Origin of the sequence: Kribbella sp. CA-293567 (assembly GCF_027627575.1) — a bacterium.
GTDB lineage: Bacteria > Actinomycetota > Actinomycetes > Propionibacteriales > Kribbellaceae > Kribbella.
The window spans coordinates 7,558,587-7,574,717 of record NZ_CP114065.1 but is presented as its reverse complement, the minus strand read 5'-3'; the positions used below and the strand labels follow the sequence as shown (position 1 = coordinate 7,574,717).

The window sequence follows — 16,131 nt, the reverse complement described above, 5'->3', positions numbered from 1 at the left end:
AGGTCCCGCCACACGAAACCCTCACCGCCCCGAGGAGTGCCGTCCTATGTCACAGCGCAACCCCAAAGTCAGTCGCCGTCTGCTGCTCGGCGGAGCCGCCGCGCTTCCGGCCGCCGCTGCTCTGCCAATGGCCGCAGCCGTTCCCGCCGCGGCAGCGCCAGTCCCGTCACGCGGAACAACGGCCAAGCCCCGCGACCTCTCCGAAGAGTTGCTGAACCAATGGGCGGAGGCGAACGGCGCGCATCCACTGATCCCTGACATCTCCCACGCCGGGTACCTCGGCGGCGAACGCCCACGCAGGCCGAAGGTCGTCGCCCGCGTCACAGACTTCGGCGCCCGGCCGGGCAGCGACACCGACGCGGCCACAGCCTTCAACACAGCCGTCCGGTACGCCGGTGAGCGCGGCGGCGGGACTGTCGTCGTACCCCGGGGCGCCTACCGCCTCGACTCACCTATCTGGATGCACTGGTCCAACGTGGTCCTGAAGGGCTCCGGGTCCGACGACACCGTCCTGCACTTCACCAAGCCGCTCGACGAGTCCTACCGGCCCAACCTGCAGCCGAGCCTGCAGAGTCGCTGGTCCTGGACCGGTGGGCAGATCTGGGTGATCGCGCCCGAGCGGAAGGCCAAGTCGGAGGCCGAGGACTTCGCCGCCTCCGAAGGCTGGCTGCTCGGCGACACGTTGGCGGAGGTGAGCGCTGCCTCCCGCGGCCAGCGGACCTTGCTCGTCTCGGACACCAGCCGCCTCGCCGCGGGCGATCTCGTCGTCCTGGAGACGGACAACCCGGCTGACGCCGGCGTACTGCGGCACGTGGCGGGCGATGTCGCCGGCACCCGGGACTACAACTGGCCGACCAAAGCGCCGCAGTTGACGACCGGGTCGGGTGGTCAGTACATCCAGTACGCGACCCTGCAGTGGCCGGTCCGGATCGAGGCAGTGCTGGGGAGCCGCCTGGTGAGGCTGGCCCAGCCGCTGCGCTACGACCTGCGGCCGAGTTGGCCGTCACGCATCCGTGCGCTCGGGCCGACCGTGCACGACGTCGGGGTGGAGTCCCTGACCATCCGCAACGAGCTGCGGCCGATGACGATCCACAACCGGCATCCCGGCTCGAACGGCCTTTGTTTCCAGGCGGTCCACGACTGCTGGGCGGACGACGTCCGGGTCGAGAACTGCGATCTCGGCTTCGGCTTCACCACCACCAAGGCGGTCACGCTGACCGATGTCGTGGTCGGCGGCCGGTCCGCGCACCACAGCTTCGCCTGCCGGATGCAGGCGCACGACAACCTGGTCGACGGCTTCGAGATCGAGAAGTTCGCGGTCCCGCTTCCGGACGGCGCGCTCCATCACGGGCTCAACCTGGAGGGACTGTCGGCCGGCAACGTCTGGCGCCGCGGCACGATGGCCGAAGGCACCTTCGACACCCACCGGGCGATGCCGTTCGAGAACGCCCGGACCGACATCACCCTGACCAACAACGGCCGGGTCGGCGGCTCAGCAGCCTCCGGTCCGCTCTTCGGCGCCCGCATCGCCCACTGGAACATCCGCATCAGCACCGGAGTTTCCTACGCGATCGACCTCGCCGACGTGGCGCCGCGCAGCATCACTGTCGGGCTCCAGGGCCTCACCGCCGGCGGCAGCGGCCTGCCCCGGGACTTCCAGGGCGATCTCGAGAACGGCAGCTACCAGCCCGCGGTACGCCCGAAGGTCACCGACCTGTACTCCGCCCAGCGGTCGAGCTGACCTCCGCGCTGCAACCGGCGAAGAGCGCCGAGATCCGGTCCAGCGACGGGACCGACGAAGCCAGCAGTACCGCGACCTGTTCGAAGGCGAACAGGAAACCCTGGATCTCGCCCGGCGAGAGCAGCGCGGTGTCGGCCAGGAGGGACAGCTTGATCCGTTCGGCTGTCCCTCTGGTGTCGAGGAACAACGCCATGCCCTCGATCTCCGACTTCTGCGGCCAGTCGAAGGTCGAGGCCGTGAGCAACCGGTCCAGCTCGGCCGCCGACGAGTCCGGCCGCCCCGACGGCCGGGGCAGCGTCGACCACATGTCGTTGAACTGACAGCCTGGTTCGGGCTCGACGCCCCGGCGGTCCGCCTCCACCCGGAAGACCTCGCGAGCGGCGCGGACGTCGTACCGGCTGTGGCGCCGGGCGGCGCTGGTCACCGCTTCGGACTGCCGGAGGATGTCTTCGAAGGATTCGCCGGTCAGGTGGAGGGCGGTCCGGACGGCCTGGTTCAGGCTGCTGACGCTGTGCATCGACTCGGCCGAGCCGCGGTTGCCTTGCATCAGGTCGACGCCGACCGCCGGTCCGGGGGCGAAGCAGCGGACGAGCGCGGTGGTGATGGAGAGCAGCACGACAGAGGTCGTCGTCCGGCGCTTGCGGGCGGCGGCGCGGACGGCGACCGGGATCGCCTCGGATTCCAGCTCCCCGCGGAAGTACCGCGGCGACGCCGGCTCGTGGCGAGCAGGCAGTGGAGTAGCCGGGATCAGCCGAAGCTGCTCGCGCAGGTGGCTGAGAGCCTCGACGTTGAGCAGTTGCCCTTCGGGAGAGTTCTCGTACGCCGCCAGGTCCGCCGGTTGCAAAGCAGCCTTGACCGCCGGTACGCCGGTCCCGTCGGCGCGGGCCTGCAGCAGAGCGGCCAGGTCCGCCGAGACCACATCCGCGCTGCTGTAGTCGGCGGACAGATGCGAGATCCCGAACACCGCGAGCACCGGAATGCCCTGGTGCATGGCGACGTAGAACCGGACCGGCACCTGGGTTTCGTGGTCGAAGTGGTCCGCCTCCGCCCGGACCAGGCAGTCCGCCACGATGTCGGAGAACTCGACCGGGTCCTCGGCCGGGCGGTCGAAGACCGTGATGGTCACCGAGCCGCCGGCCAGCACCTCCTGCTGAGCGTCACCGCGCTCGGTCGCGTGGTAGAGCGTGCGCAGCCCTTCGTGCCGGATCATCAGCTCGCCGAGGACCGCGAGCACGTCCGGCAGACCGAGCAGCAGCGGGATCGACTGCCATCGGGTGACCACGAAGAACGGCTTGTCCTGCAGCAGCCAGTCCCGCATGACGTCCCAGCTGCCCTGCTGCCCCCAGGCGAGCGGGGCGACGCGGGCCCGGCCGCCGAAGAACTCGACCTGGGCGGTGCTCTCGGTGATCACGATTTGCTCGTCTCCAGTGGGTCGGCGGGCACGGGCAGTACCGGGGCGGTCCGGTCGAACAGCACCCCGCGCAGACAGAAGGCCGTGTAGGCCAGGCCGGCGGTCCAGCTCGCGACCACCGCCCACATCACCGCGTCGATCCCGAACGGCCCGTTCAGGAAGTAGGCGAACGGCAGTTGGACACAGACGAACGCGATCACCGTGCAGATCAGTGGCGCCGTGGTCCGGCGGGAACCGTTGAGGTAGCCGTGGGCAACGACCATCACGGTGTAGAGGGCCAGGAACGGGTAGATGATCAACAGGTACCGCTCGGTCAGTGCCCGTGCCTCGGCGTCGTCGGTGAACAGGCCCGCGATCGGTCCGCGGGCCAGCAGGACGACCGCGGAGACGGCCAGCGAGACGCCGATGGTGAGGTAGATCGTCTGCAGCAGGCCACGCCGGGCCCGGGCCCGGTGCTCGCCGCCGAGGTTCTGCGCGACGAACGCGGTGACGCCACCGGAGAAGTCCAGGAACACCATCGCGGTGAACAGCTCGATCCGCGCCACCACGGTGAACGCGGCCAGCACGACCTCGCCGTAGCCCTGGATGATCCAGACCAGGATCATGATGCCGAGGGCAAGGATGATGTGCTGACTGGCCAGCGGGAAACCGAGCCGGACGGCGTCGACCAGCTCCCGCCGTACGGCGGGACGCCCGTCGCCGGCAGCCAACGGGTACCTCCTGGCGGCGTACGCGAGTCCTGCCAGCAGTGCCGCCGTACTGGCCAGCACCGTCGCCAGCGCGGCTCCTCTGATGCCCATCCGCAGCGGTGAGACGAACCACCAGACCAGCACGATGTTGAGCACGCTGCCGAAGGCCGCCACCCACATCGCCGAGCGGGAGTCGCCCAGGCCGCGGAAGTAGGCGCTGACCGCGGCGCCGCCGAAGATCGCCGGGAAGCCGATCGACAGCGTGCTGATGAAGACGAAGCAGTCGTCGGCGAGGTCGCCGTGGATGCCCATCAACCCCAGCACCGGCCGGGCCAGCACGGTGGCCAGGATGATGCAGCCGACCGACCAGATCACGGTCACCAGCGCCAGTGAGAGCACCACGCCGCGCCGCTCACCGTCCTGCTGGGCACCCCGCAGATGCGCCAGCCGGATGGTGAAGGCCGTGCTCAGACCGATGAACATCGCGTTCAGCAGGTAGAACAGCGGGCCGGCCGCGCCGACCGCGGCGAGCCCCTCGATCCCGACGTACCGGCCCACCACGATGCTGTCGATCAGGACATAGCTCTGGCCGACCAGGTTGGCTGCGGTCAACGGCAGCGCGAAGCCCACGATCCGCCGCAGCGGCGGGCCGGTCGTCAGGTCGGCCATCAGGCCACATCCGCCTCGAACTCGATCAGCGACTCCAGGTGGTACGCGATCTCGGCGATCGTCCGGTCCGCCAGCAGATCGGCGATCTCGTACTGCACGCCGTGCACCACCGCGAGGTTGCTCGCCACCGACGCGGCCATGATCGAGTCGCCGCCGAGATCGAAGAAGTCCGCTTCGACGTCGAGGGACGGGTAGCCGAAGGCGAAGGCCAGACACTGCGCGACGGTCCGCTCGACGTCGGTGTAGTCGCCGTCGGGACGGCCCTCCACCTCGACCTCCACCGAGGCGACGTTGGCCTTGATCTTGTCCGCCGCCTGCCGTAGCCGTTCGTCCAGCGCGAGCAGTTCCAGCTCGACCTTGGCCTCGATGTCGGCGGACAACCGGACGTCGTACGACTTGAGCAGGTGGATCAGCTCGCCGCGGTAGTGCAGCTCTCCGGCGAACAACCGGGACCGGCCGGACCGCAACCCGGCATCCAGCAGGTCCAGCCCCACCGCGGTCGGCAACGCCTTGAACATCGTGTCGCCGTTGGTGCCGTGGTCGACCGCCATCCCGATCTCCTTCCAGGCGACCCAGTCGAGCGCGATCACCCGGCAGGAGCCGCCGGCCTGGGAGCGGGCCAGGTTGTCGAGGTAGTAGTTGCCTGCGGCATAGTCGGCCTGACCGGGAGCCGGGAAGACCGAGGCCACCGAGGAGAAGTGCACGACGAAGTCGGGCCGATCGTCCTTGGTCAGCAGATCGAGCATGAACGCCGCCTGCAGTTTGACCCGTACGACGGCGTCGAAGTCCTCCGGCTGCCGGAACATCACCGTGCTGCCACCGGGCAACCCAGCCGCGTGCACGATCCCGTCGATCCGGCCGTACTCACCCTGGATCCACCCGACCGCATCGGCCAGGGACTTCGGATCACCGGCGTCCGCCGACCGCACCACGACCGTCGCGCCGAGCTCCTCCAGCTCCTGTACTGCGCGGATGCGTTCAGCCAGAGCATCACCCGACGCGAGCAACTCGGCCCAGTCCTCCTGGTGAGGAAGGCCGGAGCGGCTCAGCAGGACCAGCCGTGCCTCCGGCTGCGCGGTCGCGAACGACTTCGCCACCGCCAGTCCGAGCGCGCCGGTGCCGCCCGTGATCAGATAGGTGCCGCCCGGCTTCAGATAGTCCTGGGGGCCATCGGCAACCAGTTCCGGTACCTCGACGAACACCTCGTGCAACCGCTGCTCGCCGCGCAGCAGGAACACCCCGTACTCCGGCGCGAAGACCTCGGCGCGCAACGCGGCGGGCGGTACCGCCAGGTCGATGTCGAGGTGCTTCACCTTGATGTACGGGTACTCGCGGCCGATCACCTTGCCGAACCCGACCAGCGCCGAGTTCTCGGTCACCACCTCGGCGTCGCCGTCCGCCGCGGCGACGGCGTAGTGGGTGAGCACGGTCAGGTCGACCTTGACGCCCGCGGCCATCAGCGCCTTGGAGAGCAGGAAGAGGCTGCCGAGGTTCTTGGTGTTCCGCCGCTCGATCTCGTCGATCCCGGTGGCGGCCTTGGACTCGAAGGCGAGCGCGTGGACGAGGTGGGTGACCTGCTCGTCGGCGACCAGCTGAGCGAGTTGCTCGAAGGCCTTCACGTTGTCCGCGGCAAGGAGTTCGCCGCCCGGCCGGACCGGCTCGCAGAGCCGGATCACCTTGGCCTCGCCGAGCTGCGCGGCGGCCAGCAGCTCTTCGGCCCCGGTGTCCGGGTCGATCAGTACGACGACCTTGGTGCCGGTCGGGACGGCCGCGATCGGCAACGCCGGCGCGGGCTGGAACTCGATGTCGTGGGTGACCGGGTGCCGGACCTCGGTGCTGGTCAGTGACATGTTCGACCGCCAGTTGTCCGGGAACTGCACCCAGGCGACGGATTCGTCGAAGACGTAGCTGGGCAGCCGGACGATGCGCGGCCGCCGGTCGCCGTTGAGCGCCTTCCAGTCGACGGACCGGCCGCCCAGGTAGGCCTGCGCGGCTTCGGCGTACGGGCTCGCCGGGTCGATCGGGTCGGGCGCGGGCAGCTGCCTGCGCAGGTCGGCCAGGTCCTTGATCACCATCGCGATCCGCAACCGGTGCGAACTGCGTGAGACCTGGCTGGTGTAGCAGACATCGGCCAGGTCCACGCCGTCCAGGCCGCCGTCGTCGATGAACTTCGAATAGCGCTCGACCAGGCGGGTCAGCGAGTAGACCGTCGCGCCGCTGAGGGTGAAGAGGAACTCTCCGGCTTCTGACGCAGGGCGCTCGTCGGCTTGCAGGTACTCCTCCACCACCGCGTGCGCGTTGGTGCCGCCGAGGCCGAAGGCGCTGACGCCGGCCCGGCGCGGTCCGTCCGGGGACTCCCACGGCTCGAGGGCGGTCGAGACGTAGAGCGGCCCGGCGGCGAAGTCGAGCTTCGGGTTCGGGTGGTGGAAGTTGGCCTGCGGCGGGATCTGCTGGTTGCGCAGGACGGCGACGGCCTTGATCAGGCCGATCACGCCGGACCCCTCGAACAGGTGGCCGACGTTGGCCTTGACCGTCCCGACGGCACAGAAGTTGCGGTCGGCCGTGTGCTTGGCGAAGGCGCGCTTCATCCCCTCGTGCTCGATCGGGTCGCCGACCCGGGTCGCCGTACCGTGGGCTTCCAGGTAGCCGATGGTGCGTGGGTCGACGTCGGCGTTGCGCCAGGCCCGGATCAGCAGGTCGGCCTGCGAGTCCGAGTCGGGGTTGGTGATCCCCTCGGTGTTGCCGTCGTGGTTGACCGCGCTGCCCTTGATCACGGCGTAGATCTGGTCCCCGTCGGCGACGGCCTGCTCGAGCCGCTTCAGCACGACGGCGCCGGAGCCCTCACCGAAGCCGGTCCCGTCGGCGGCCTCGTCGAAGGTCCGGGTGACCCCGTCGGAGGACTCGATGCCGATGTTGGAGTGCGGGTGCTTGATCGGCGCGAAGACGATCCGGGCGCCACCGACCACGGCCATCTCGCAGTCACCGGCCAGCAGGGCGTTCTTGGCCTGATGGACGGCGACCAGCGTCGCGGAGCAGGCGGTGTCGACGACCAGGCTGGGGCCGCGCAGATCGAGGAAGTGCGACAGCCGGTTGGCCAGCATGGTCGGGATGTTGCCGGTGATCGCCTGCTGGCCGACCGACGGGTCGATCCGGCAGATGTAGTCCAGGTACGTCGACCCCGGGTTGACCGCGAAGCCGACGAAGACCCCGGTACTCGTCCCGCGCAGCCGGTCGATCGAGTAGCCGGCGTCCTCGAAGGCCAGGAACATCGTCCGGAGCACCATCCGGTGGTGCGGATCGGTCAGCGTGGCCTGCCGCGGGTTCATTCCGAACACCGAGTAGTCGAAGGTGTCGACGGTGTCCAGGAAACTGCCGTTGTGGTACTCGATCTCGGTGTCCTCGACCGGGTCGACGCTGGTCGCGCGCAGGTAGCGGACGTACTCGCGCAGCTTGTCGCCCCGGCCGGTGGGGAACGGCCGGGTCAGGCTGGTGCCGGAGCTGATGATCTGCCAGAAGGCGTCGAGATCCTGCGCCCCCGGTACGTCCACCGACAGTCCGACGATCGCGATGTCGGTGTTCTGGGTCTTCGTCATGGTGGTCGGTCTCCTCAGTTGATCCTGGTCAGCAGCGAGCTCAACGTCTGGCCGTTGACCTCGTCGAACTCCGTCACGCCCTGGGCGCGCAGCGTGGTGACTGTCCTGACCCACTCGACCGGCGCGGACAGTTGGCGGGCCAGCAGTTCGGCGCCCTCCGCCGGGTCGAACAGCTCGCCGGTCACTCCGGACACCACGGGGGTCTTGGCCGGACCGAACTCCACCGCGGCCAGCACTTCGCGGAACTCCAGCTCGGCCGGCTCCATCAACGGCGTGTGGAACGGCCCACTGACGTTGATCGGGATCACCCGGGCGCCCGCGAGTGCCGAGATCGCCTTGCCCGCAACAGCGATCTCGGCGCGGTCACCGGCGATCGTGGTCTGCACGTCGGCGTTCAGGTTGGCCACGAAGACCTTGCTCAGTCCGGTCTCGGTCAGCGCCCGCCGGACGAACGCCACCGGAAGCCCCTGAACCGCGGACATCCCGCCGACGGTGATCGCCGACATGACCTCGGCCCGCCGCTTCACCAGCCGCAGCCCGGCGGCCAGGTCGAGCACCTCGGCGGCGACCAGCGCGTTGTACTCGCCGAGACTGTGGCCGGCGAAGTACTGGTAGCCGCCCGGCTGCTCGGCGATCCGCTGCCGGCCGAGCAGCGCGTTGACGAAGAACACAGCCGGTTGCACGTAACGGGTGTCCCGCAGCCGGCGGTCGGGGTCTCGCAGACAGAGTTCCTCGATCGAGTAGCCGAGGATCTCGTCGGCGAGGGCGGTCTCGGCCGGGAAGGCGCCGAACAGTTCAGCGCCCATGCCCTTCTTCTGGACACCCTGGCCGGGGAAAAGCAGACAACGCATGGCGGTGCTCCTATCGGACTCGACGCGAGAACTGCTGGATGGACTCGAAGCGGACAGAGCGGTCGTCCCGCAGGCACTCGCGGGTGAAGCGGCGAGCGGCGGCGCCCGGCCCGCAGTCGACGACCAGTTCGGCCTTGGCGTCGCCGACCGCGTGCACGGCGGCCGGCGGCCAGTCGATCGGCCGGACGAACACCTGCTCCAGGTACTCGTCGGCCAGGTCGGCGGAGTGCTGCAGGTTGCGGGGCCCGTCGGTCGCGTAGACCGGAACGGCCAGGTCGTGAGGTGCCGGCAACGGGCCGATGAAGTCCAGATCCCGGTCACGGACCTGCTGGACGGCCGGGCCGAGCCGGTCGCTGTGGAAGGGAATCGTGTTCGGCAGGAACGCCCACTGCGCCGCGGCGCCGCTCAGCGAGGAGAAGTGGAGGTCGAGCAGGTCGGCGGGTGTGCCGCTCAGGACCTGCGCGGTGGGGGTGTTCGCCAGGCTGACCGTGATCGGCCGGCGGGCCGCTTCGTCGTTGTAGCGGGTGACGAGCTGCTGCAGCTCGGCTCGTGGCAGTCCCGTGACGGATGCCATCGGGCTCGGCGTACGGGCTTTGTCCGCGGTGGTCAGGTAGCGCTCGACGACGGCCGGGTCGGGCTGGTCGCCCGCGGTGAGGTGCCGGGCCCGGAGCAGGCTGAGCAGGACCAGTTTCAGCGAACTGGAGGCAGTGACGAGGAACTGGTCGAGTCGCCGGATCCGCAGCCCGGCGACCAGGGCCGCCTGCAGCCCGATGCTGTGCCCGAACGAAGCCACCACGCTCGGGTCGGCGCCGCACTCGGTCGGCTGCAGCCGGCAGAGCTGCTGGACGTGCACGAGAATTCCCGCCACAACCGATTCGGACCAGTTGGCAGCGGATATCTCCGCCATTGGTTCAAGCCATTGTTTCAATGGCAGTCCGGCCGGTAGGTACGCTGTTTCCAGCTCGGCGCCGGCGTATTCCAGGGTCTCGTTCAGGGCAGTGAATACGGTCTGGAAATACGCCTGGTTCTCCGGCCGGCCGGACAACTCCCGGAGGCTGGCGAGCAGGCCGGCCTGGTTGCCACCGAGCCCGTCGAAAAGCAGAAGGGTACGCATGTTCGCCTCACCGAAAATGGGCAGCACGCAGCGAATCCGCGGCCGCCGCCGGGCGGGGCAACAGCCTTGGACTGAAGGGTTCTGAGGATGCGAGGTCAGCTCAAGCGGTCAAGCCGCGGGCGACCGATCGAAGGGTGGTTTGATGGCAGGCCTGTCTACTCGGGGCGAGGCCGGCTGGAGCGACTGTGATCAAACCGGCGAGCAGGTAGAAGCAGCGCGCATTCCCCACAAAGTGTGCGCTTCTGACCGCAACAGATTGACGAGCCGGCCGGGTCTCTTCCACCAAAGAAATACCCGGCCGGAGATACGAGCAGGACACTACCAGTGGATTCGCTGCGAATCCAGTAATCCCTGACGCTCAGCGTCCAGATGAACGCAAGGTGTCAAGCCGCATCATTCAGATGACCATCGTGTTACTTGGCACTGAGGCTTTGCGAGGCCAGGTGGGAGTCGTCGCCGGTGAGCGCCGCGGTGATCCGGCGGTGCTTGGTCGCCTCCTCGGCGCGGTTCAGGCGTTCGAGGGTGCGAGCCATCAGGAGATGGGCGTAGTACTCCGTCGGAGTCCGCTCGATGATCTCCAGCAGGTGCTGCTCCGCGGGCTTCAGCAGGGCGCTGTGGAAGTAGGCGCGCGCCAGCAACAGGCGGGTGCCCACGTCTTCCGGGGTCTGCTCGACGATCGGGAGCAGTGCCTGGATCGCGGCACGGTAGTTCCGGTCGTCGAAGTACTGCTGGCCGAGGCCGTAGCTCAACGCACGCATGTCTTCCATGCCTGGTGGAACGCCAGAGAGTACCGGAGGTATTCCGCCGGTACTCCCTGGGTGAGCGAGGTCAGGCCGCGTCGAGCGTGGCGACCTGGTCGGGGGTGAGGGTCAGCTCGGCCGCGGAGTACGAGTCGCGGATGGTCTCCGGGCGGCTGGCGCCGGGGATCGGGATGACGACCGGGGACTTGGCGAGCATCCAGGCCAGGGTCAGTTTCTGCGGGCTGACGCCGAGCTCCGCGGCCAGCGTGTGGAAGGCGGGGTGCTGGTCGCCGAGCTCGGAGGCCTTGGAGATGCCGCCGAGCGGGGACCAGGGCAGGAAGGCGATGCCGAGTTCGGCGCACAGCTCCAGCTCGGGTTCGCTGGAGCGGAAGGCGGGCGAGAACTGGTTCTGCACCGAGACCAGCCGGCCGCCGAGGATCTCGCCGGCCTGGCGGATCTGCCCGGGGTTGGCGTTGGAGATACCGGCCTGGCGGATCTTGCCCGCGTCGAGCAGGTCCCGGATCGCGCCGATCGACTCCTCGTACGGCGTCTTCGGGTCCGGCCGGTGGAACTGGTAGAGGCCGATCGCCTCGACGCCGAGCCGCTTGAGCGACCCCTCGACAGCCTGCTTCAGGTGCTCCGGTGAGCCGTCCAGCGTCCAGGCGCCGCCGCCCGGCCGCAGGTGGCCGCCCTTGGTCGCGACGAGCACACCGGAGGTGTCACCGCCGTACGAGTTGAGCGCCTTCGCGATCAGCGTCTCGTTGTGACCGAGGTCGGAGGAGTCCAGGTGGTACGCGTCGGCGGTGTCGATCAGCGTGATCCCGGCGTCGAGTGCCGCGTGGATCGTCGCGATCGAGCGGCTCTCGTCGGGCCGGCCCTCGATCGACATCGGCATCGCGCCGAGCCCGATCGGACTGACCTGGACGTCGCCGATGCTGCGGGTGCTGGAAGTTTCGGTAGCCATACTCCCAACCTCCCGCAGCCCGACTCAGTTTTCCAACAACAAAAACCACTGAGAGCCAGAAGGTGTCCTGCTGAATTCAGACGACGTGGACGTGCGGATCGCGGTCTTCGACCACGTAGGTGGCGCGGGTGGTGATCGGCGCGCCGGGCTGGGTGACGTACGGGACGACGCGGAAGTCGGAGCGCCAGCGGTCCCGGTCGGCGGTGACCCGGACGTAGCCGCGCTGGGAGTTGAAGAACTTGAGGTGTGGGTTCGCCTCGAGGAACTGCACCCCCTGCGGGGTGGTGTCGGCGCCGTCGCCGCCACTGGTGATCGACGTACCGACGAACTCGGTCCCGACGGTGCGGGAGCCGGGGTCGGCGAAGTCGCGCTTGAGTTCGAGGGCGTAGTTCTGGTGCCGGTCGCCGGTGATCACCACCAGGTTCCGGACGCCGCTGTCCTGCGCCGCCGCCAGCACCTTGTTGCGCTCGGCAACATAACCGTCCCACGGGTCGAGCCAGACGTACGTCTCCGGACCCGGCGTCCAGTCGGTCTGACCCATCGGCGCCTGGTTGCCGAGCACCTGCCAGCGCGCCCTGGACTGCCGGAACCCGTCGAGCAGCCACTGGCGCTGCTTGCCACCGAGCATCGTGTTGTCCGGGTCGAACCGGTCGTCGCAGGTCGAGGATGCGCCGTCACCGCACGGCTGGTCCGAGCGGTACTGGCGGGTGTCCAGGATGGTGAAGTCGGCGAGCCGCCCGTAGGGGAGCCGCCGGTGGAACCGTCCGTCCGGCCCCTTCGGCAGTTGCTCGTGCCGCAGGGGAAGGTTCTCGTACATCGCCTGGAATGCCTGCGCCCGGCGGGCGCGGAACACCACCGGGTCCTGATCCGGCTCGGTGTCGGCCTGCGAGAGGTCGCCGGCCCAGTTGTTCTCCACCTCGTGATCGTCGAACGTGTGAATCCACGGATGCGCGGCGTGCGCGGCCTGCAGCGGCGCCTCGGACTTGTAGAGCGAGTACTGCAGCCGGTACCGCGCCAGGTCGAACGTCTCGGTGTGGAACCGCGGATCGGTCACCACACCACGCCGGTTCGTCTTCACCCCGGACTCGTAGAGGTAGTCGCCCAGGTGCACGACCAGGTCGAGATCCTCCTCCGCCATATGCTGGTACGCCGTGAAAAACCCGTCCTGCCACGCGTTGCACGACGCGAACGCGAATTGCACCTCCCGCGGCGAACTGAGCGGGTGCGGCGTGGTGCGGGTCCGGCCGACCGTCGAGATCTCGCCACCGGCGCGGAACCGGTAGTAGTACTCGTGGTCCGGCAGCAGGCCGTTGACCTCCGGGTGGACCGAGTGCCCCAGCTCGGGCGTCGCGACCACGCTGGACCGGCGTACGGGGTGACGGAAGTTCGGGTCGCGGGCGATCTCGTACTCGACCCGGACAGGCCTGGCGGGCATCCCGCCGCGGCCGTCGACGGCGTACGGGTCGAGCGCGAGCCGGGTCCACAGCACGACGCTGTTGTACCGCGGGTCGCCGGAGGCGACGCCGAGGGAGAAGGGATTGCCGCGGCCGGCCGGGGCGGCGTACGTGGTCGAGGCGTCCCAGGCGCCGGTGCCGAGGAGAACCGCGGCAGTGCCCGCGCCTCCGAGACCGATGAAGCGACGACGGGAAACAACCATGGGGATTCCTCCGGGAGCAGATGGGCGGGAGGTTCGATGGGGGCGGCTGCTCACCTTTCCGGCGCCAGGTGAACGTCACGGCAAGAGAGGATGGGCAGATGCAGACAGCTGACCGAATCCGCCGCGCCCGGCCGGCCGACGTACCGGCGATCGTCGACCTGGTCCACGCCCTCGCGGAGTACGAACGCGCGCCTGAGGAGTGCCGCCTGACCGCCGGCCAGTTGCACACCGCGCTCTTCGGTACGGCGCCCGCCGTCTTCTGCCATGTCGCTCTGGTGGAGGAGCAGGTGGTCGGTTGTGCGCTCTGGTTCCTCAACTACTCGACCTGGCGCGGCGTTCACGGCATCCATCTCGAGGACCTCTTCGTCCGCCCCGAACACCGCGGTTCCGGCCTGGGCAAGGCGCTGCTCACCACCCTGGCCGAGGAATGCGTCGCCAACGGCTACGAACGCCTCGAATGGTCCGTCCTCGACTGGAACACGCCCGCCATCGACTTCTACCGGTCCCTCGGCGCCATTCCCCAGGACGGCTGGACCACCTACCGCCTGACCGACCAGCCGCTCGGATCCGCTGGAACCCGCTGAGCGAGAATGAGGGGGTGGAACTGAAACCGCTCTTGATCACTCGGATCTGTAACGCCTCGGTGTGGCCGCTGCTGGTGGGTGTCGTGGTGATCGCGCTGCGGGACGACCTGCCGCTGGCGGTGGTGATCGTGGGAGCGCTGGTGTGCGTGGGAGCCGCGGTCTACCTGGCGTTGCTGGGGTGGCGGCTCGGGGTGGTGTTCGACGACGACGGGATCGAGGTGCACGGCCTGCTGCGGAGCCGGCGGATCGCGCGGGACGAGATCGTCTCGATCACGAACTTCCCGGCGGTGCGCTGGAAGACCGCGGAGGGCAAGGCGCGCTGGACGCCGATCTTCGCCTTCGCCAACCCCGGCCGGGTGATCCCACTGGTCGAGCGGCACAACGAGGCGGCGATCTCGATCCTGCAGGACTGGCAGACCGACAAGCAGCCGGAACCGGCGAGGAAGAAGCGCCGGCGGGAGCGTCCGACCCGCTAGACCCGAACACAGCGACAGGCAGTAGTGCCGTTGCGGCCGTTTCGAGCCGGCGCGCTGAGCGTGACTCAGGCGCTCTGGCAGTAGTACTGCCTGTCGCTGTGTCCGCTAGCCGTGGCTGGCGCGGTAGACACGCTTGGCCTCGTACATGGCGTTGTCGGCGGTGCGCAGCAACTCGTCCAGATCGGCGGCGTACGGGCTGACGACGGCCAGGCCGATACTGGCCGTGACCGGTACGTCGATCCCGGCCAGCGGCCGGCTGATCGCTTCGTCGAGGCGGCGGACCAGGACGTCGAGATCGTCACCGTCGATGTCCTCGGCCAGGACCGCGAACTCGTCGCCGCCCAGGCGCGCCACCGTGTCGCCGTGCCGGACCTCGGTGAGCAGCCGATCGGCGATCTCCCGCAAAGCCTTGTCACCGGCCTCGTGCCCGTACTTGTCGTTGACCTGCTTGAAGTGGTTCAGATCGCAGAACAGCAGCACCCCACGCCGCCCGGTCTGCCGCGACCGCTGGAGCGCCGACTTGAACCGGTGCTGGAGCAGCCGCCGGTTCGGCAGACCGGTCAGCGGGTCGTGGGCGGCATGGTGCCGCAACTCGCGTTCGGCGTCCTTGCGCGCGGTCACGTCGTCGATCTGGATCAGGATGATCTTCGGCAGTTCCTTGCCCTGATCGACGATCGCCGCGGTGCCGCCCAGCCAGATGTCGTTGCCGTCGGTCCGCCGGAAGGTCCGCTCGAACCGGTACGGGCCGCGCCCGGTCGCGAGCTGCTCGATCTCCCGCTCGGTCTGCCCGGTCTTCTCGTCGCGCAGGTAGTCGACGAAGGTGGTGCCGACCAGCTGGCCCGGCGTGTAACCGGTGATGTGGCAGAAGGCGTCGTTGACGCGCAGGATGCGACCTGCCTCCGGCCCGTCGAAGGCGATCGTCGCCATCCCGTTGCCGGCTCCCTCGAACACCATCCGGAAGGTCGTCTCGCTCGCCTCGAGCCGGGCCTTCTCGGCCAGCAACTGGTCGGTCAGCCGGGCCTTGTCGATCGCCAGGCCGGCCTGGGTCGCGAAGATCTCCAGCAGCTCCCGCCGGATCTCGCCCGGTCTGCGCTGGTCCTCGGGGAGGTCGACCGACAGCATCCCGACCAGCTCACCGTCGGACGAGTGCAGCGGCGCGAACAGCGCGTCGAGCGGGTGCCAGGCGTCCGCCTCGGAGGGCACCGGGATCTCGGGCACCCAGCCGACGATCTCCCCGCCCTCGGGCAGCCGCTCGTGCGGGACGAACCGCAGTCCACCCCAGTGGTCCGCGAGCGCGAACTCGGCGTCGAAGATGTCGGCCGCGCTGATCGTGCCGAGCAGCGCCTCCTTGGCCTCCGGGGAGCCGGCCACCGCGATCACCTCGAACTTGCCGTCGGGCTGCCGCAGGTTCAGCACGGCGATGCCGAAGCCGAGGCCGTTCACGACGCCGTCGACGACCGCCTGCAGCGTCTCGGCCAGGCTTCGCCCGGCACCCATCCGGGCGCTCACCTCGTAGAGGCGGCGTACTGCGGTCATCCGTACAGTGGGCTCGTTCTGCACGTGCGATCTCTCCGGCGTCACGGCATCGGCGGCCTCACGGGACCTCGCCGTGGATGAGGACCCTTCTTCAGAGTGACAGACT

At 69.1% G+C, this 16,131-nt stretch carries 12 protein-coding genes; 3 read left to right on the top strand and 9 right to left on the bottom strand.

Features of this window, described 5'->3' with window-relative positions; genetic code table 11:
• Nucleotides 1-46: 46 nt before the first annotated feature.
• Nucleotides 47-1,741: a glycosyl hydrolase family 28-related protein gene (locus tag OX958_RS35050; protein WP_270134712.1), complete on the top strand. Its 1,695-nt coding sequence runs from the start codon at nucleotides 47-49 to the stop codon at nucleotides 1,739-1,741.
• Here OX958_RS35050 and OX958_RS35045 read toward each other — a convergent pair.
• The 8 genes from OX958_RS35045 to OX958_RS35010 form a co-directional block, all read right to left on the bottom strand.
• Entirely contained in the window at nucleotides 1,707-3,152 is a 1,446-nt protein-coding gene (locus OX958_RS35045; protein WP_270134711.1) for a condensation domain-containing protein, read from the bottom strand. The genes OX958_RS35050 and OX958_RS35045 overlap by 35 nt on opposite strands.
• The gene (locus OX958_RS35040; RefSeq protein WP_270134709.1) at nucleotides 3,149-4,510 is read right to left on the bottom strand and encodes an MATE family efflux transporter; all 1,362 of its coding nucleotides are present in this window, start codon (nucleotides 4,508-4,510) and stop codon (nucleotides 3,149-3,151) included. Before OX958_RS35040 ends, OX958_RS35045 begins: the two co-directional genes overlap by 4 nt.
• Nucleotides 4,510-8,103, bottom strand: coding sequence for a type I polyketide synthase (locus OX958_RS35035; protein WP_270134708.1), 3,594 nt, complete (start codon nucleotides 8,101-8,103; stop codon nucleotides 4,510-4,512). Before OX958_RS35035 ends, OX958_RS35040 begins: the two co-directional genes overlap by 1 nt.
• 14 nt (nucleotides 8,104-8,117) lie before the next feature.
• A complete protein-coding gene (locus tag OX958_RS35030; RefSeq protein ID WP_270134707.1) occupies nucleotides 8,118-8,954 on the bottom strand; it encodes an ACP S-malonyltransferase in 837 nt (278 codons plus the stop codon).
• Between the two features lie 10 nt (nucleotides 8,955-8,964).
• Nucleotides 8,965-10,068: a hypothetical protein gene (locus OX958_RS35025; protein WP_270134706.1), complete on the bottom strand. Its 1,104-nt coding sequence runs from the start codon at nucleotides 10,066-10,068 to the stop codon at nucleotides 8,965-8,967.
• A gap of 413 nt (nucleotides 10,069-10,481) precedes the next feature.
• Nucleotides 10,482-10,826 carry a tetratricopeptide repeat protein gene (locus tag OX958_RS35020; protein WP_270134705.1) on the bottom strand — a complete coding sequence of 115 codons (345 nt, stop codon included), beginning with the start codon at nucleotides 10,824-10,826 and terminating at the stop codon, nucleotides 10,482-10,484.
• Nucleotides 10,827-10,896: 70 nt separating this feature from the next.
• Entirely contained in the window at nucleotides 10,897-11,772 is an 876-nt protein-coding gene (locus OX958_RS35015) for an aldo/keto reductase (protein ID WP_442913238.1), read from the bottom strand.
• 76 nt (nucleotides 11,773-11,848) lie between these two features.
• Complete coding sequence (locus OX958_RS35010; protein WP_270134704.1) at nucleotides 11,849-13,429, bottom strand: alkaline phosphatase D family protein; 1,581 nt, start codon at nucleotides 13,427-13,429, stop codon at nucleotides 11,849-11,851.
• A gap of 98 nt (nucleotides 13,430-13,527) precedes the next feature.
• Between OX958_RS35010 and OX958_RS35005 the strand changes: the two genes are divergently transcribed.
• Complete coding sequence (locus OX958_RS35005; protein WP_270134703.1) at nucleotides 13,528-14,013, top strand: GNAT family N-acetyltransferase; 486 nt, start codon at nucleotides 13,528-13,530, stop codon at nucleotides 14,011-14,013.
• A 14-nt stretch (nucleotides 14,014-14,027) separates the two neighbouring features.
• Nucleotides 14,028-14,489 carry a hypothetical protein gene (locus tag OX958_RS35000; RefSeq protein WP_270134702.1) on the top strand — a complete coding sequence of 154 codons (462 nt, stop codon included), beginning with the start codon at nucleotides 14,028-14,030 and terminating at the stop codon, nucleotides 14,487-14,489.
• 105 nt (nucleotides 14,490-14,594) lie between these two features.
• On the opposite strand, the gene OX958_RS34995 is transcribed toward OX958_RS35000, so the two are convergent.
• The gene (locus OX958_RS34995) at nucleotides 14,595-16,025 is read right to left on the bottom strand and encodes a diguanylate cyclase domain-containing protein (RefSeq protein ID WP_270134700.1); all 1,431 of its coding nucleotides are present in this window, start codon (nucleotides 16,023-16,025) and stop codon (nucleotides 14,595-14,597) included.
• Between the last annotated feature and the right edge of the window lie 106 nt (nucleotides 16,026-16,131).